A 15140-nucleotide genomic window follows, 5' to 3' on the forward strand; every position below is an offset into this window, starting at 1 on the left:
ACTCATTACTTTCCGTGCTCAGTAATAATAGGTATCTTAATCGTTTTATTATAAAAATTAATCAATGGAGTTAAGTCATATGACTTTTTCTTAAATTCAATTACCCCTGCACTGGTAATGCTAAAACGAGCTATATATTCATCCTTATGATTAATAATTACAAATTCATCTTTGTTTTTAAATAGAGCAAAATTGAATTGCATTATGATTTTCCAATCGTGTACTAAATTGTATTTTTCTAAAGGGATGATTTGTTCATCCTCGATTTTTTCTTCGTTCGGCATTTGTTTTTGTTTATTTTTGTTCCTCACTTATGACATCTTCTCCCCTCTTTTGAACTCATTAAGATAAACTATGATTAGTTTTACACCTGAGTGTGGATGTTTGTACAAAAAAGTCTAAAAATCCTCCGAAGAGTCGTTTATATGTATTACAGCTGTTTCTTTTCATTTTTTAGAAATTGAATAATCAATTCGCTGATTTTGCTTAAACACTATGGTAAATGTCCAATCGATTCTTGTCTTAAGAAATATATATAAAAGGAATATTTATTCTCGGATTTTCCAAAAGGTGGTGAAGATATGGGCTTTGGATTCGGCTGTGGCAGCGGTTATGGCTATGGTGGCAGCTATAACGGCAGTAGCTTTGTACTAATCGTTGTATTGTTTATTCTGCTGATTATCGTACTTTCCAGTTGGTGTTAATGTTCAAACCGCCTTGTTTAGTAAAATCTGGAGGTGATATCATGAGTGAAGAAAGAGGATATGGATTTGGGTTTGCTTTAATTGTTGTATTGTTCATTCTCCTCATCATTGTCGGAGCTTCTTTTGTGGGTTACTAATTTGTACGGATCGAATGACAGGTTAAAATCATCTGTCCCTTTGTCATATAGACTCTGAAATGAATAGAAGGTGAATGAAATGCCATTTTTTAGATTTGACCGAAGAGATCGCTTTTTTCGTGACGACTTTAGAAGAAGACTGTTTTTCCCCTTTGTATTTGTATTTGATATTGAGAGAAGAAGACGTTTTGAATTCGACAGGGAAAGAAGAAGAAGACGTAGATTCTATTAACAAATAGAAACTAATTTCCTGATTGAATCCGGTAAGAACGAGCTGCCAACATAGGCAGCTGTTCTTATTGAGTTGGAAAACTAGTTGATAAAGGCTATTCTACTATCCAACCAACCTTAAAATGTTGCAGTAACCTCCAATTAACTTATTTGTTTAGAGTTAATTAAAAAAAACCACCAATAAATGGCGGCATTGTAATTCCAAATAACAAGTGTCAATATTCGTTATCTTCATTAAATATTTCATAAGTGTTTTTTCCATGTAATTTTGCTTTATACATCGCTTTATCGGCATTTCTTAATAAGGATTTTATATCTTTTCTTTTTTCTGAAAAAAAAGATATACCTACACTTGTTGAAGTTAGGATTGTATTATTATTGATTACAAATGGCTTGTTAATATCTTCGATAATTCTTTTTACAATAATTAAAACTGAAGCCTTATCTACGTTTGGTAAGTAGAAAATAAATTCATCTCCAGCAAAACGTGAAATCAAATCCTCTTTACGCACACTTGCTAATAACCTTTTGCCAATTTCCTTTAATAAACTGTCACCAATTTCATGCCCGTAAGTATCGTTCACAAGTTTAAACCCATCAATGTCTATGAAAATAACAGCACCGATTTTTCCTTCTTTGCTATCTTGCATAAGAGAATGGCTTACTTTTTCTTCAAAATATCTACGATTTGAAAGTCCCGTCAAGGGGTCATAATAAGCTAACTTTCTGTACTTCTCTTCTGCACCCTCTAATCTAATTCTTTGATTCAATACAATAATGATAAATGGTAACAAAATCAATATAGTAACAATAATGCCTATAAACTCTCCCATACTATCCAAAGGTATCTTCCAAAACCAATGAATTACTCTATTTAAGAACGCAAATTCAAAAACTTTAATAAACAGTAGACCGATAATACTGAAAATGATTTTATATGACCATTTTAGATGTTTCTTTTTCATCTCCAAGTGAGTTCTCTCCGATTCCCTATTAATCCTTAAATAGATTACTAAAACTATATAATATTATCAAATGAATATTATTGGAATAAATGAATCAATAACATAAACGTCCAAGGTCATAAATAGTTTCATTTTCATTAATATAGAGTTTTTTAAAGGGCTAAACCTGATAGAATAAGATGTACATAACTATAAGTGGCAAAAAAATATATAAAATAGAGGGGAAAGATAGAATTGTCAGAATTGAAGGATTGGAAAAATGGTGCTTGCGGGCATAAATTTATCGCTTCTTTTAGTGGAGGAAAAGATAGTGTCTTAGCCTTGTATAAAGCCATGAAGGTTGGAGAAGCGGTTGGTTTAATTGTCATGCTGGAAGAAGAAGGGAAACGTTCCCGGTCACACGGAATGCCTCCGGAACTCATCCAAGCCCAGGCTAAATCAATCGGGTTGCCTATCTATACTGCTGCTGCAAGCTGGACAGATTATGAAACTGTATTTATGAACCTTCTATCAAAAGCTAAAAACCAAGGAGCAGAAGTGTTAGTAACAGGAGACTTGGATATACCTGCTCATGGCTGTTGGCATGAAAAAGTTGCGAACAATGCCGGATTAAAGCTTGGTATGCCCTTATGGGGAATGAATCATCGTGAAGCCGTCGAAGAATTCATTAACCTAGGATTCACAACAATCATAGTGACGGTTAACTTATCAATGGGAATGCGCGAAGATGACTTAGGGCGGATATTTACCCATGAATTCGTGAAGGAACTTGAAGCACGGGGTATTGATCCTTGCGGAGAAGGTGGAGAGTTTCATACCACAGTCATAGATGGACCCCTTTTTAAACATCCTATTCTCGTACGTAAATGCGAGATTATTAAGAACGGAGAATATGCATTTTTACCTTTGGAACTTGAGCAGATTCAGCAGGATTCATAATAATTCTGTACATAAAATTAAAAACCTTAGTCTGCATTCGGGCTAAGGTTTTTCTTATTTTTCTTTATATTAATCTAGTAGAACGGGTTGACAGCCAAGGGTCAATCGCGAATGCAAACTTGCCAGTTAAGCATAAGGAGACATGCCCTGCCTCCACAGGCTGATAAGTTTTATCTACACTTGAAATCAAATCCATTACAGGGAGACTTTGTGATTCAAGCACTAATTCATCTCTTATCGATGTGATTACCAATGTACTGCAATTAATATTAGTTAAGTCTACCCTCTGCCCTCCAATTTTGAATTCACCTTTTACAAGCTTGTTTTCTTTATAAAAATCATTGAACATTTGCTTGAAGGCAGCTCCTGAGAAGGTTACAGCGTCTTTCATCCATTTGTCCATTCTCCGCCATTTATCTACATATTTTTCATCATGGGCACGTGACACTAAATTGATTGTTGGTCCGATATTGAATCCCTGAAGCGCCATAAAGATGGCATATAGAAATTCTGATGGAATGACTTCATATGCATCTGCGAATCGATCTAAATTAAGTGTGCCCTCTTGTAGAGCTTTCACCCATTTATTAGGAACAATAAAGTTGCTATAATCTATTGGAACCGCAGCTAGAACGAGGTTTTTGATTGGAAGATCTGTGATGGAAGCTAAAATTGCTGAAAGTGTCCCTCCAATACAATATCCAACTAAAGAGATATCTTTTGCACCTGAATGCCTTAACGCCCGTTTTACAGCCACTTCCAGATAGTCGGTAATATAGTTATCTAACGTGAGGTCCTTGTCCTCTAAGCCAGGTGAACCCCAATCTAGTAAATAGACATCGTACCCCTGCTTTGTAAGATTACCAACCACACTTCCTTCTTCAGAGATATCAAGTATATACGCTTTATTTAATAGAGAATAAACCAAGAACAAAGGCGTGCTATACTTCTTCTCCGGAGCAGGATGATGCCACAAAACTGATTTGCCTTTTTTCCAAACCGCTTTTCTAGGTGTAGGTATAATATCAGGCTTCGGTTCGCTCAAAACTTTATAAATAGTATTCCATCGCTTTTGCTCACTTTCAAGATTGACAAAAGGGATATTTATGAGTGATTTAACCGCCATCTTTTATTCTCCTTCACCTTTATTTGGCTGCCAGAACGGGTTCTTTCTTATCTTGCTGCAAAAGCTTCTTCATTACTTCAAATTCACTTTTCAAATCAGATAATGCAGCCAGTTCCTCGGACGCTTTTTGCCATTCCAAATGGATGTGCTTGGTGAATTCTAATATTTCTTCAAGCACCTTATTTTGCTCTTGTGTTGCCAAAGTAAAACTGTCTTGTAAATTCCAGATTTGCTCTTCAAGAATATCGATCTTTTCTTCCGCTTGCATCGTTTGCTTTACAGCATTAGCTACATCATTTTTCGTTGGCAGATTCATATAACTAGCCATTAGTTCTCGGTTTCTTTTTAGCATCTCAATGTATCGAGAATTCGCGTCAATGCCCATTTTCGTCACTTGTATTAACGGATTGTAATTGATGGTTTGAAATAATAGGCCATTTAACCCTTTTTCCCACATTTCACTTATTTGTCTTAAAGAATCGTATGGATTTGTTTCTGACATTTTCTTTCACCTCAATTTAAAATATTTGTGATCTCCAACCATTTTATTCCGATGTGTACTGTTTCTCCTTCCTCATGAATGAATGTTCATTCACCTTTAATTACCTGTATTTTACATCGGAAAATTGGTTGATACAATAGAAGAAATTGAAAATTCTGAGACAAATGTAAAAAGCTATATTAATTTCTTCTTTACAAAGTTACCGATTTCTTTCACAGCCTGTTTCGCTTCAGGTAATCCGGCGCTGATTTGCCATACATGCCACATACCTTCCCATACTTTGAAATGAACCTTTACACCTGCCTGACGCGCTTTTTCCGCCAACATTTCTGCATCACTTAACAAAATTTCAATACTCCCCACCTGAATAAACATGGGTGGTAATCCACACAAATCTGCAAAAACAGGAGAAATTAAGTGATTGTCGAGCGATTCATCACCCGCATATTGCTGAGCCGTTTTTCGAACATGGTCGCATCTCAAATACGGATCTTTTTCACAGTTTTTTCTATAGCTTTGACCCGAGCTTGTTAAGTCAACCCAAGGAGATAAACACACGAGTGCTGCTGGGAGCGGATCATATTGATCTCTAAGTACAAGCGAGGACGCCACTGAAAGGCCTCCACCTGCTGAATCACCTGCGAAGATGATATTCGAAGAGTCATAGCCCTGTTTAAGAAGCCATCGATAAACTGTAAGCGTATCGTCAATCGCTGCAGGAAATGGGTGTTCAGGTGCAAGTCGATATTCCGGCAGGAGGACTTTTACTCCTGCCTCTAGCATGATTCTCGCAGCCAATGTTCGATGGGTATCAGCTGAACAATAACCATATCCCCCTCCATGCAAGTAAAGAATCACCTTTCCTTCCTCGTTCTGATGATTAGAAATCCACTCTCCGTAAATTCCTTCAATTTCAAGCTGTTCAACCTTACAATTTTGCGGGAGCTTTGAGAATTTCCGAGCAAACGAGTCAATGACCTGCCTGCTTTCACTCACTTCCTTTTCTTCCAATTTCAGTTTTTTCGCACCAGCTTTGATCCCTTTTTTAAAAAAATAACTGCTAATACTAGGCAAGACAATCCTCCCCTTTAGTTTTTTAACCCAACCGCAAATGATGAGAAATTATTAATTCGTAATAATCGAACTCACCCTAATTTTACCAAATATTGATGTTATGGGAATATTCACTTTTGACAATTCTTCGTTAGAATAACTAAAATGCTTAATTCAAGTCCATTTCATTTAATACTTTCTTTAACTGGATTAACTCCTCTTTAGATAGGGTAATCCCTTTGCCCATTTTCTGGTGGTTCTGGTCCCAATCACGCAAATCATATTTTGGCTCACGATCATTCCAACTTATAAGATTCAGTTCTTTGTTCCATCCCTTTGCACCTTCAGATATAATACCCACTGTTTCTACTATTTCATATTTCAAATTCGCCATTATTACACCTCTCTTATGGTCTAAAACATAATCTTCCCTATAAAAAAAACAAAATGTAAATGGGCTTTCCAAAGGAAGCCCATTTTGTTCTTATTTAACGAATGTCCATAATACCTTGAATCTAATTTATTAGTTGTAAGGTCGGAGGAATTAGTTCTTCCTTTTGTTCCTTGGGCGTTGTTGTTGAAAATTTTAGTAGGACAATATGTAATACCATTATTAAACTCCGACCATTCGGTTTAGGATTTCTTTATCAAAACCAGCGATTTGCTTATATTTATTCGCTATTTCCTCTAATTCATGCTGCGAAATAACATCGTGTAAATTCATGAAACCAGACGGTGCGCGTTCTTCAACAATCTGCATAACTTCTTCAGGACCATTCTTTCGATTTGCAAAAACAATTTTAGATGTTGGTTCTAGTCTCGCATCTTCATAAGCTTGCAATGCCATTTCTGCATTGTCCTGCTCCATAATCGCTTGCCCTAAAGCATCTGCATCCAGAATCGCCTGTGAAGCACCATTTGAACCAATTGGATACATCGGGTGGGCTGCATCTCCAAGTAGCGTTACCCTATCAAACGACCATTGAGGCAGAGGATCACGGTCGACCATTGGGAATTCAAAAACCGTTTCGGTGTCCGCAATTAATTTAGGTACATTCAGCCAGCCAAAATCCCACGATGAAAAAGCTGGTGCAAATTTCTCTTTGTCGATTTTCTTGTTCCAGTCTGCACGTGAAGGCATTTCATCCTGAACGGAGAGCTCAGCAATCCAGTTGACGAGAGAACGCCCCTTTGCAGCGGTGTCAGGACATACCGGATAAGCAACAAATTTTTGATCTTGGTACCCTGCCATAATCATGGATCTACCTGTTAAAAATGGAGTAGACTCTGTCAGTCCACGCCATAAAATCCTGCCGCTGAATTTCGGTAATCCTTCATCTGGATAGTAGAACTTCCGTACCGTTGAATGGATGCCATCGGCAGCAATCAAAATATCTGCGCTATATGATCCTAACTTTTCGCCCGTCTTTCGATTTTCAAACTGAGCCGTTACCTTGCCTCCCATCATTTGAAATGATTTTAAATGATGGCCAGTAAATACAACATTTTCTCCTATTTGTTTTTTTACTGCGTTTAGCAACAGCATCTGCAGACGTCCTCTATGGATTGAGTATTGAGGCCACTGGTAACCCGCGTTTACTCCTCTCGGTTCCTGCCAGATATTCTTTCCGAATTTATTTACATAGATGAGTTCAGCTGTAGGTAACCCGGTTTTACTGAGTTCATCTGCTAAACCCAATGCCGTCAAAACTTTAACCGCATGAGGTAGAAGATTAATCCCTACTCCGAGGGCAGTAATATTTTCCACACTTTCAAAGATCCGCACTGACACACCAACGCGGTGAAGCCTAAGAGCAGTGGTAAGCCCTCCAATGCCACCTCCAACAATGATTGCACTTTTAACTTTAGACAACTCCATCCCTCCAAGAAGCAAAAGATTTTAATATGTATTTTGTTAATAGATTTTTGAACTATTCTTAATTTTACAATAGTAGACAAATATTTCAACATTAAAGTTTACCATTAGATATCTAGGCTCTTATTCTGGTAGAAAATAATTCTAAAAAAAATATCCATTTTTCTGAAAAATGGTGGTCATTTTCATTTATTGTGTTATATAATAATTAATAATAATAAAACTGTTATATAACATTTAGAAAAGGGGTAATGGAGATGAATAAAACAGATTCAATTGCACGGAGAATCCTTGGTTGGAAGTTAAATCGATGGGATCGCTGGTTTGATTATGAAAAGGGTGTTTTCATTCATGATTCTGAATTTCAACCTGAACATAACCTTGAACATGCGATGTTGATTGTTAAAAGGCTTGAGGAATTCGGGTTTATTTTTTCTACAGCTGGAGAATCTGAAGTCAGCTTCAATAACATTCGCGCGAAAGGTGAAACATTAGCACAAGCCATTACCAATGCAGCCTATTCCATCATTGAACAACACTCCGCCGCCAACACCACTAGAATCTGGAGCACCCTGTGCTAATACAATTACATTTATAAAATTCCTCCATTTCAAAATAACAATCTACTAAAATCTTAACTTGTGTTAAAATCTATTAGGGAATATTACAACTGAGAGGAATACAAAAACGATGATATACGTTTGGGCAATAATAATCAGTGCAGTAGTAACCATCCTTTTCGATATGATTTATGCCAAATTTCAACATGAGCGAGAAGTAGAAAAATCGTGGCAAGCGTTGAATGACCAGCTTGAACGTGAAGGAAGACCCCGATTAGATCAAATGGATCGTGAAGATGAAGGAAAATAAGAAAGGTCCCAAGATCAGAATATCTTGGGACTCTTTGCGTTAGATAAGCTCATTCGCGATTAAAGTAAAAACCTTGAAGTAAGATAGTAAGAGACCCCATCTTCATCACAAGTGAATTCGGTAACATCATCGGTGATTTCTTTAATACGATCAGGAGCATTTTTCATGGCGACCGAATGCTGAACGAGTCGCAGCATTGGCAGGTCATTGTCGCTGTCACCTATTGCCATTGCTTCTTTTTCTGACAAGTTAAAGTGCTTTAACACTTGCTGAATCCCTGTTGCCTTATTCACGTTTGCTACCATGACCTCAACGTTATGATCAGACGAAATCGAGGTTGTAAAGTCTATTTCTTGCTTTAATTTTTCTAGTTCTTCTTTCCAGCGATTAATCTGTTCCTTTGACTTAGCAAAGAAATAGAATTTAGAAAATTCATTTCCAACAATTTGATCCACCCACATAATTTTCTCTTTAATCGCTTCCTTACGGGAGAGCCACTCATTTATGCCCACACTTTCCGGCTTTGGTTCTGTTATTTCGTTTTCGACATATCTTTGATCCTATTTTAAGGTGATACGATCCGAGCCATATGGAAATAATTCGTAATAGACTTTATGTTCCCTTGCTTTTTTAATTACTTTCTTTACCAATTTTAGCGGAAGGGAATGTTTAAAAATAACCTCATTACCTACATATCCTGCCATTCCATTTGATGTAACAATCCCATCTACTTGAAAACCCTTCGGGACAAGACTCTCGATTTCATCTAACGCTCTGCCCGTGGCGATAAAAACATATATTCCCTGATTACGTAGTTGATTAATGACATCCTTCGTATGTATACTTACCTGATTTTGATGATTTAATATTGTCCCATCCATATCTAAAAATATAGCCTTTGGTTTTAATGCCATCCGTCTTCCCCCTAAGACACTTAAAAAAATTGTTCATTTTGTAAGTATACACTTTGACAACAATTTAGAAAAACTTTACTATCAAAGGCAAAAAAAAAAATGAGTAAGGACAGAAGTCCCTACTCTTTATGAATGGATAGTACTTGTAAAAAAAGACTATTGCTTTCTTAACGTTAATTTATATTACGCACTCTTTGCCTTTGTGGCTGTTGGTGATATTTTTCTTTTTTTTATGATCTGTTGAATATTGGAAATGCTGAATATGGCTAATGCAATCCAGATGAATGTAAAAGTAACAGCATGATCATTCGTAAAGGATTCTCCGTAAATAAATACTCCAAGCAGTAAACTAATCGTTGGAGCTATATATTGTAATAAGCCCACGAGGTAAAGTGGAATTTTTTGTGCCCCTATCCCAAACCACAAAAGCGGTAAGGCTGTAGCGATACCTGATCCTAATAAAAATAAATCATTCTTCAGGGAACCAGATGCGAAGCTATACTGACCATTTATGCCTAGATAAGCTAGAAACAATAAAGCAAACGGTACAATAAACAATGTCTCAAGCAGCAAGCCTAAAATCGAATCTACTTTTATTAATTTTTTAGACAGTCCATAAAAACCAAAAGATAGGGCTAATATCAACGCAATCCATGGGAAGGTTCCAAGCGATAGCGTCATATACAGGACACCGATTCCGGCCACCACAAATGAGGTTGCCTGCCACCTATTCATCTTTTCGCCTAATACAAAAACCCCTAACAACACGGCGACTAACGGATTTATAAAGTAGCCTAAACTTGCTTCCACGATGTGGTTCGCATTCACTGCAAAAATATAAACAAACCAGTTTATACTAATTAATACCGAAGCAAGTAAAAGTCCAAACCATGTTTTTCTCTGTTTCATTTGAACTTGAAAAAAGTTTTTTAATAGTTTTCGCTTTATAAGACCTACAATCAGTAAAACAAAAATAAACGACCAAATGACTCGATGTGCTAAAATTTCAAGCGCTGAAATTTGATCTATAATCTTCCAATAGATAGGTAAAACTCCCCAAAATATATATGCACCAGCCGTAAAGTAAATTCCTTTTGTATTTTCACGTTCCATATTATTCTCCTAGTTTCTGTTTTATCTTCGTTGCCTATAAAAAACACATGTAATTATATCACATTATTCTATATATGCTAGGACTATTACACTTTGTTATTTTTAAACTGTTTACTGAAAATTTACTATTACCAAGGACTCATTAACAGGGAGTATCTTCATGTTACACTTTATAATAATGTTTTTTACCAACAATTACATAGTTTGTACCAGTTAGAGGAGGATATGTGTGAAACGACATAGCTTTTTGTTATTGCTGCTCATTGTGTTTGTCCTAACGGCATGCAGTAATGAAAAAGAAAGTGCGACAACCAAATCTGCCGGGACTCAAGACATAGAACAGGCAGATAAGCAGGCAAACGGGTTAGAAGAGATAAAGAAAATAAAATTAGAAGTTTCTGAGGACACTTTAATGAGCCTGCCTCCTGGGACTTTAATGGACGTTTTGTCATACGAAGAAGATAGTAAGGATTTGGGCAATGATATCCCTAAAATGGACCCTGCTATTAAAAATCAATTGCCATCACAATTAGAGAAATTAACCAAAAACACAGATGATTTGGACACGATAAAAAAAGGACTACTTGCCCTGCTTGCAAGTCCCCACTATAAGCAGGTCATTGAAAAAAGCCATGCCTATCAACCAAAGTTTGAAGAACCATACCTGCCGGATCCTACTAGGTCCGAGGGTGGTGAGGAAGTAACAGCTGCAAAAAAGGCGATTATTCTACTGGATGCGAGTTCGAGCATGCTGCTACAGTCAGACGGCAGAGTAAAAATGGACATTGCTAAGGAAGCAGTTAAAAGCTTTGCGCAAACCATAGGGCAATCAAGCGAAGTTTCACTCGTTGTCTATGGTCATAAAGGTTCGGAAAAAGATGAGGATATGTTTGAATCATGCTCAGCGATTGAGGAGCTATATCCAATTGGGAGCTACTCAAAAAAGGAATTTAATGCCGCGGTTGACTCAATTGAAAGTAAAGGTTGGACCCCGCTCGCAGGGGCCATTCAAAAAGCAGCAGAAATGAGCAGTAATTATCTAGAGGGAACAACCATTTATATTGTCAGTGACGGAACTGAAACTTGTGAGGGAAATCCCATCCAAGCAAGCAGAGATTTAGCAGCAAAAAACAGCAGTAATTCTGTCAATATCATTGGCTTTGATGTCGATGGCGGTACAGAAGATCAATTGAAGGCTGTTGCCGAAGCAGGAAACGGCGAGTACTTTAAGGCTGATAGTCCTGAAGAATTAAAAAATACCATCCAATCTGAATGGCTACCCTCCACACTTGATCTTGCTTGGGCCTTTACCATGGCTCCTGATGGCTGGGAGGTCGCCGAAGAGTATAAAATGGGAGAACAATATCCATTACAGCTATGGACCATTGGAAGTCGCGAGTCACATCGTTTGAGAGATGCAATAATGATAATGGGTGAAAATAAATGGATTACAGATGAACAGCAAAACGAACTAAGAGATTGGGCAATGGAAAGAAGTGAAGCTATAAAAGAAGTCTATTATGTTATGTACAAGGAAAATCGAGAAAAAGCCGATGCAAAAAGTAAGGAAATTCGGCAACGAGTCGATGAATGGGTTGAAAAGATGAAGGTGTTGAAGCAAGAGCGCGGAGATATTTGGTAGGTATCATAAATACGCAGTTTTAATAAAAAAATCTTCCAAACTGGAAGATTTTTTTTCTAATCTGTTATATAGAAATTTTATAAAGAATCGACTTCTATATCTATGATTCTCTCTTACATTTTACCATTATAAAATTGATTGACGGTTTATTTATCATTTCCTTATTTGGCTCGTCTATTTCTGAAAACTCTACTAGTCTATATTCCCCGAAATCCTGTTGAATGGATTCCGAATCATAAAAATACATTTTTACGCCTTCCATTATTTCAAAATAGTCTTTATCCAACTGTTTGCCCTTACCAAACATTGGAGCTTTTTTAGAAACCGTTGTAAAAATCATAAATCCATTGGGCCTTAACTGATTATAGCAATCCCTAATAAACTTCTCTCTCTCCTGCTTATTCAATAAATGAATTAGTGCATGGGAAAAGATGCCATCATAGCGTTTATCGTCAAACGGCATATCACAAACGGGACCATGAAAGATAGGAATATGAAGTCCATTTTGCCTCGCTAAATCAATTGCAGTTTTTGAAATCTCAATACCTGTAACATTTATCCCATTGTCAATAAATACTTTTGCGTTCCTGCCATATCCAATCCCAGGTATCAGTATGTCCTTAACATTCCTTTCAAGGAAAAAGTCTTTTGTTAAGATTGCGGAGTCTGTAGGTTCAAATCCCCACATGGTTTGTTTTTCAATAAAGCTTGATTCCCAGAATTCCATTTTATCCTCTACCTCTTACTGATATTTTTTAATGAGTAGCTCTTTTTCTTATACTAACATGAAACAGGAGAATATTTGAGGAATTAATGGCGTTACCCGTTTTCCTTTTTTGTATATTATTAACAATTAGCTGAGATTTTAATAAATAGCATGAAACTAAGGAGGAAAATGGGGTGATTCGAATTAGAAGGCGTCCTTTAAAGAAACTAGCAAAAGAACAAAAATCACCTCCTAAGACGATATCACAGGAAATCCCTTTATCAAAGAAGCTTGAAGATAATTTAGTATTCTTCTCTTCTCTATTCCAGGAAAGTTCGGATGTGATATTCCGTTCTATTGCTGTAGGTAACATTGACGCCGCCATCATTTATATAGAAGGTTTAAGTGATACTCAAAAACTAAACGAGCAGGTTCTGAAAACCTTATTAGATAAAAATGAGTTTGATAATACGAATTTCCTTCTAGCAATAGAAAATCGATTACCAATTTGCTAATCAGTAAAATCCATTAAACTAGTGCTTTCTTTTGCTGTTCTTTTGGTAAAGACTTTACAAATGCAGACAACACTAACGCATTTTCAGCGGATAAGATACATTCTAGTACAAGCTAAGGAGAGTATTAACCCCAAGCTTTTGGTGATGTTAACATCTCCCCCCACATATGCCAATCTAATATTGCCGCATAGGTTGATACAATACCTTCCCACATTCAGCATTTCTCCTTTAATTTTACAGTTTACCTTCATTATGCATTTCTTCATATTGTGCACCCAGATTTTTCAAAAAATTTTCTTTAAAATAGGAACATTTAATATGCTTTGTTATGGAAACAATAATTTAATACGTAGAATGACAATATCAAGAAGGAGGAAGATGATTTGGAACATACGTGGCTTTCTCTTTTCCCTTTTATCATTGTTATTGCCATGTCCATCTGGTTAAAAAACATCTTACCTGGTCTAGTAGTTGGACTTGTGGTTGGTTCTCTGATCTTCACGTCGGATTTATTAGATGGAACGATTCAAAGTGTATCCTATATGGTCACCACCCTTTCGGATGAAACCAATATTAAAATTATTGGTTTTCTCTATTTGTTTGGCGGTCTCGTGGGAATGATGAACATTTCTGGAGGAATTAAAGGGTTTTCAGAGTGGGTTGGCACGAAGATAAAAAATGAACGCGGGCTGTTAGGATTGATTTGGCTTACTCTCCCTTTTACCTTTATGATGCCGATGTTCCGAATCATGATGATTGGTCCTGTCGTCAAATCCCTTGCGAAAAAAATGAATGTTTCGAAGCAAAAAGTCGGACTGACCATGGATATTTCTACGGAATCCGTCATCGTCCTCTTACCAGTCGCAACTGCATTTGTAGGTTTTATGGTTTCTTTGGTGGAAGGCAGTATTCGAGATTTGGATTTTGGGATGTCTCCCTATGAAGTATTCTTACTAAGCATTCTGTTTAACTTTTTTGCGATTACCACGCTCATCATCGGATTGATCCAAACCTTTTGGAATCGTGGTAAGAACGATTCAAATGTAAAGGGTGTTCAAGAGCAGCAGGAAGAGGAAGAGCATGAGTTTCACCGAATTGGCATTAAGAAAGAATTGTCGATGGTAAAAGCACAGCCTTGGAACTTGATTGTTCCTGTATTTTTACTTTTAGGGTTATCACTGTTTTTGTTGTGGCAGGATGGAAGAAGTAAAGGAGCAAAAACCGTATTCGATGCCTTTTCTATCGCAGATGCCACCTTTGTCATGCTTTTAGCCGTTTTTATCACACTGATGCTATCGTTCATTTTTTATATTATTAGAAAGCAACATCTTAGTGAACTATTGTATCATTTTTATGATGGCGGAAATCAAATGATGGAAGCGATAAGTCTGCTCGTGTTAATTTGGTCCTTAACCCTTTCCGCCGAGGATCTGGGTTTTTCTAACTTTATTAGTTCAACCTTAGGTTCATTTTTACCAGCTTGGTTAACTCCAGCGACCATCTTCCTGCTCGGCTCTGTTGTGGGCTACTTTATTGGTTCCTCTTGGGGAACATGGGGATTGTTTATGCCATTAGGCGTTAGTTTGGCGGTCTCAACTGGTGCGTCCATCCCGTTAACCGTAGGTGCTGTATTTGCTAGTGGTGCCTTCGGAGCATTGGCCTCACCTTTAGGAGATACCACCATTACGACAGCTTCAATTATGGACCTGCCGATTGTTGAGTATGCACGATATAAATTGAAGGTTTCTGTCATTGGAGGAATCATTTCGATCGTTTTCTATCTTGCGGCTGCCTTCTTTATATAACTTGTGAGATTTGTCCTTCATTTAGGCTCTTAAGGACAAATC

General features: G+C 37.0%; 17 protein-coding genes and 1 pseudogene. 8 read left to right on the forward strand and 10 right to left on the reverse strand.

Annotation, left to right across the window (positions count from 1 at the left end):
- Positions 1-5: 5 nt before the first annotated feature.
- Positions 6-311 (reverse strand): hypothetical protein, encoded by a 306-nt coding sequence (locus tag QNH29_RS18030; RefSeq protein ID WP_283860755.1) that lies wholly within the window; start codon positions 309-311, stop codon positions 6-8.
- Between the two features lie 270 nt (positions 312-581).
- Here QNH29_RS18030 and QNH29_RS18035 point away from each other — a divergent pair, with 270 nt between their 5' ends.
- Both QNH29_RS18035 and QNH29_RS18040 read left to right on the forward strand, forming a co-directional pair.
- On the forward strand, positions 582-704 hold the full coding sequence (locus QNH29_RS18035) for a YjcZ family sporulation protein (RefSeq protein WP_283860756.1): 123 nt from the start codon (positions 582-584) through the stop codon (positions 702-704).
- Between the two features lie 41 nt (positions 705-745).
- Positions 746-841, forward strand: coding sequence for a YjcZ family sporulation protein (locus QNH29_RS18040; RefSeq protein ID WP_283860757.1), 96 nt, complete (start codon positions 746-748; stop codon positions 839-841).
- Between the two features lie 446 nt (positions 842-1287).
- On the opposite strand, the gene QNH29_RS18045 is transcribed toward QNH29_RS18040, so the two are convergent.
- The gene (locus QNH29_RS18045) at positions 1288-2037 is read right to left on the reverse strand and encodes a GGDEF domain-containing protein (protein WP_283865675.1); all 750 of its coding nucleotides are present in this window, start codon (positions 2035-2037) and stop codon (positions 1288-1290) included.
- Positions 2038-2271: 234 nt separating this feature from the next.
- Here QNH29_RS18045 and QNH29_RS18050 point away from each other — a divergent pair, with 234 nt between their 5' ends.
- The gene (locus QNH29_RS18050) at positions 2272-2976 is read left to right on the forward strand and encodes a Dph6-related ATP pyrophosphatase (RefSeq protein WP_283860758.1); all 705 of its coding nucleotides are present in this window, start codon (positions 2272-2274) and stop codon (positions 2974-2976) included.
- Positions 2977-3040: 64 nt separating this feature from the next.
- Here QNH29_RS18050 and QNH29_RS18055 read toward each other — a convergent pair whose 3' ends face one another.
- From QNH29_RS18055 to QNH29_RS18075, 5 genes are all read right to left on the reverse strand, one after another.
- Positions 3041-4102 (reverse strand): alpha/beta fold hydrolase, encoded by a 1062-nt coding sequence (locus QNH29_RS18055; RefSeq protein WP_283860759.1) that lies wholly within the window; start codon positions 4100-4102, stop codon positions 3041-3043.
- 19 nt (positions 4103-4121) lie between these two features.
- Positions 4122-4604 carry a polyhydroxyalkanoate biosynthesis repressor PhaR gene (locus QNH29_RS18060; protein ID WP_283860760.1) on the reverse strand — a complete coding sequence of 161 codons (483 nt, stop codon included), beginning with the start codon at positions 4602-4604 and terminating at the stop codon, positions 4122-4124.
- 174 nt (positions 4605-4778) lie between these two features.
- The gene (locus QNH29_RS18065; protein ID WP_283860761.1) at positions 4779-5678 is read right to left on the reverse strand and encodes an alpha/beta hydrolase; all 900 of its coding nucleotides are present in this window, start codon (positions 5676-5678) and stop codon (positions 4779-4781) included.
- A 148-nt stretch (positions 5679-5826) separates the two neighbouring features.
- Positions 5827-6051: a YdbC family protein gene (locus QNH29_RS18070; protein WP_283860762.1), complete on the reverse strand. Its 225-nt coding sequence runs from the start codon at positions 6049-6051 to the stop codon at positions 5827-5829.
- 219 nt (positions 6052-6270) lie between these two features.
- The gene (locus tag QNH29_RS18075; protein WP_283860763.1) at positions 6271-7536 is read right to left on the reverse strand and encodes a flavin-dependent oxidoreductase; all 1266 of its coding nucleotides are present in this window, start codon (positions 7534-7536) and stop codon (positions 6271-6273) included.
- A 254-nt stretch (positions 7537-7790) separates the two neighbouring features.
- On the opposite strand from QNH29_RS18075, the gene QNH29_RS18080 reads away from it, so the two are divergent.
- Both QNH29_RS18080 and QNH29_RS18085 read left to right on the forward strand, forming a co-directional pair.
- On the forward strand, positions 7791-8114 hold the full coding sequence (locus tag QNH29_RS18080) for a BC1872 family protein (protein ID WP_283860764.1): 324 nt from the start codon (positions 7791-7793) through the stop codon (positions 8112-8114).
- 109 nt (positions 8115-8223) lie between these two features.
- On the forward strand, positions 8224-8403 hold the full coding sequence (locus QNH29_RS18085; RefSeq protein WP_283860765.1) for a hypothetical protein: 180 nt from the start codon (positions 8224-8226) through the stop codon (positions 8401-8403).
- A 59-nt stretch (positions 8404-8462) separates the two neighbouring features.
- Here the strand turns inward: QNH29_RS18085 and QNH29_RS18090 are convergent.
- Both QNH29_RS18090 and rarD read right to left on the reverse strand, forming a co-directional pair.
- Positions 8463-9317 (reverse strand): annotated as a pseudogene (locus tag QNH29_RS18090) (Cof-type HAD-IIB family hydrolase).
- A gap of 183 nt (positions 9318-9500) precedes the next feature.
- Positions 9501-10430 (reverse strand): EamA family transporter RarD, encoded by a 930-nt coding sequence (gene rarD / locus QNH29_RS18095; RefSeq protein ID WP_283860766.1) that lies wholly within the window; start codon positions 10428-10430, stop codon positions 9501-9503.
- Positions 10431-10659: 229 nt separating this feature from the next.
- On the opposite strand from rarD, the gene QNH29_RS18100 reads away from it, so the two are divergent.
- Entirely contained in the window at positions 10660-12072 is a 1413-nt protein-coding gene (locus QNH29_RS18100) for a vWA domain-containing protein (RefSeq protein ID WP_283860767.1), read from the forward strand.
- Positions 12073-12172: 100 nt separating this feature from the next.
- Here the strand turns inward: QNH29_RS18100 and QNH29_RS18105 are convergent, their stop codons facing one another.
- Positions 12173-12799 carry a class I SAM-dependent methyltransferase gene (locus QNH29_RS18105; RefSeq protein WP_283860768.1) on the reverse strand — a complete coding sequence of 209 codons (627 nt, stop codon included), beginning with the start codon at positions 12797-12799 and terminating at the stop codon, positions 12173-12175.
- A 173-nt stretch (positions 12800-12972) separates the two neighbouring features.
- Here QNH29_RS18105 and QNH29_RS18110 point away from each other — a divergent pair, with 173 nt between their 5' ends.
- Positions 12973-13293, forward strand: a complete 321-nt coding sequence (locus QNH29_RS18110) for a spore germination protein (protein ID WP_283860769.1) — start codon at positions 12973-12975, stop codon at positions 13291-13293.
- A gap of 383 nt (positions 13294-13676) precedes the next feature.
- Complete coding sequence (locus QNH29_RS18115) at positions 13677-15098, forward strand: Na+/H+ antiporter NhaC family protein (protein WP_283860770.1); 1422 nt, start codon at positions 13677-13679, stop codon at positions 15096-15098.
- Positions 15099-15140: the final 42 nt, after the last annotated feature.

The sequence above is a fragment of the Neobacillus sp. DY30 genome (genome assembly GCF_030123065.1).
GTDB lineage: Bacteria > Bacillota > Bacilli > Bacillales > Cytobacillaceae > Neobacillus.

Coding starts and splice junctions, on each gene's coding strand:
- QNH29_RS18055 (WP_283860759.1), bottom strand. CDS start 4,102: ATGGCGGTTAAATCACTCATAAATATCCCTTTTGTCAATCTTGAAAGT.
- QNH29_RS18035 (WP_283860756.1), top strand. CDS start 582: ATGGGCTTTGGATTCGGCTGTGGCAGCGGTTATGGCTATGGTGGCAGC.
- QNH29_RS18040 (WP_283860757.1), top strand. CDS start 746: ATGAGTGAAGAAAGAGGATATGGATTTGGGTTTGCTTTAATTGTTGTA.
- QNH29_RS18080 (WP_283860764.1), top strand. CDS start 7,791: ATGAATAAAACAGATTCAATTGCACGGAGAATCCTTGGTTGGAAGTTA.
- QNH29_RS18085 (WP_283860765.1), top strand. CDS start 8,224: ATGATATACGTTTGGGCAATAATAATCAGTGCAGTAGTAACCATCCTT.
- rarD (WP_283860766.1), bottom strand. CDS start 10,430: ATGGAACGTGAAAATACAAAAGGAATTTACTTTACGGCTGGTGCATAT.
- QNH29_RS18060 (WP_283860760.1), bottom strand. CDS start 4,604: ATGTCAGAAACAAATCCATACGATTCTTTAAGACAAATAAGTGAAATG.
- QNH29_RS18105 (WP_283860768.1), bottom strand. CDS start 12,799: ATGGAATTCTGGGAATCAAGCTTTATTGAAAAACAAACCATGTGGGGA.
- QNH29_RS18075 (WP_283860763.1), bottom strand. CDS start 7,536: ATGGAGTTGTCTAAAGTTAAAAGTGCAATCATTGTTGGAGGTGGCATT.
- QNH29_RS18045 (WP_283865675.1), bottom strand. CDS start 2,037: ATGAAAAAGAAACATCTAAAATGGTCATATAAAATCATTTTCAGTATT.
- QNH29_RS18070 (WP_283860762.1), bottom strand. CDS start 6,051: ATGGCGAATTTGAAATATGAAATAGTAGAAACAGTGGGTATTATATCT.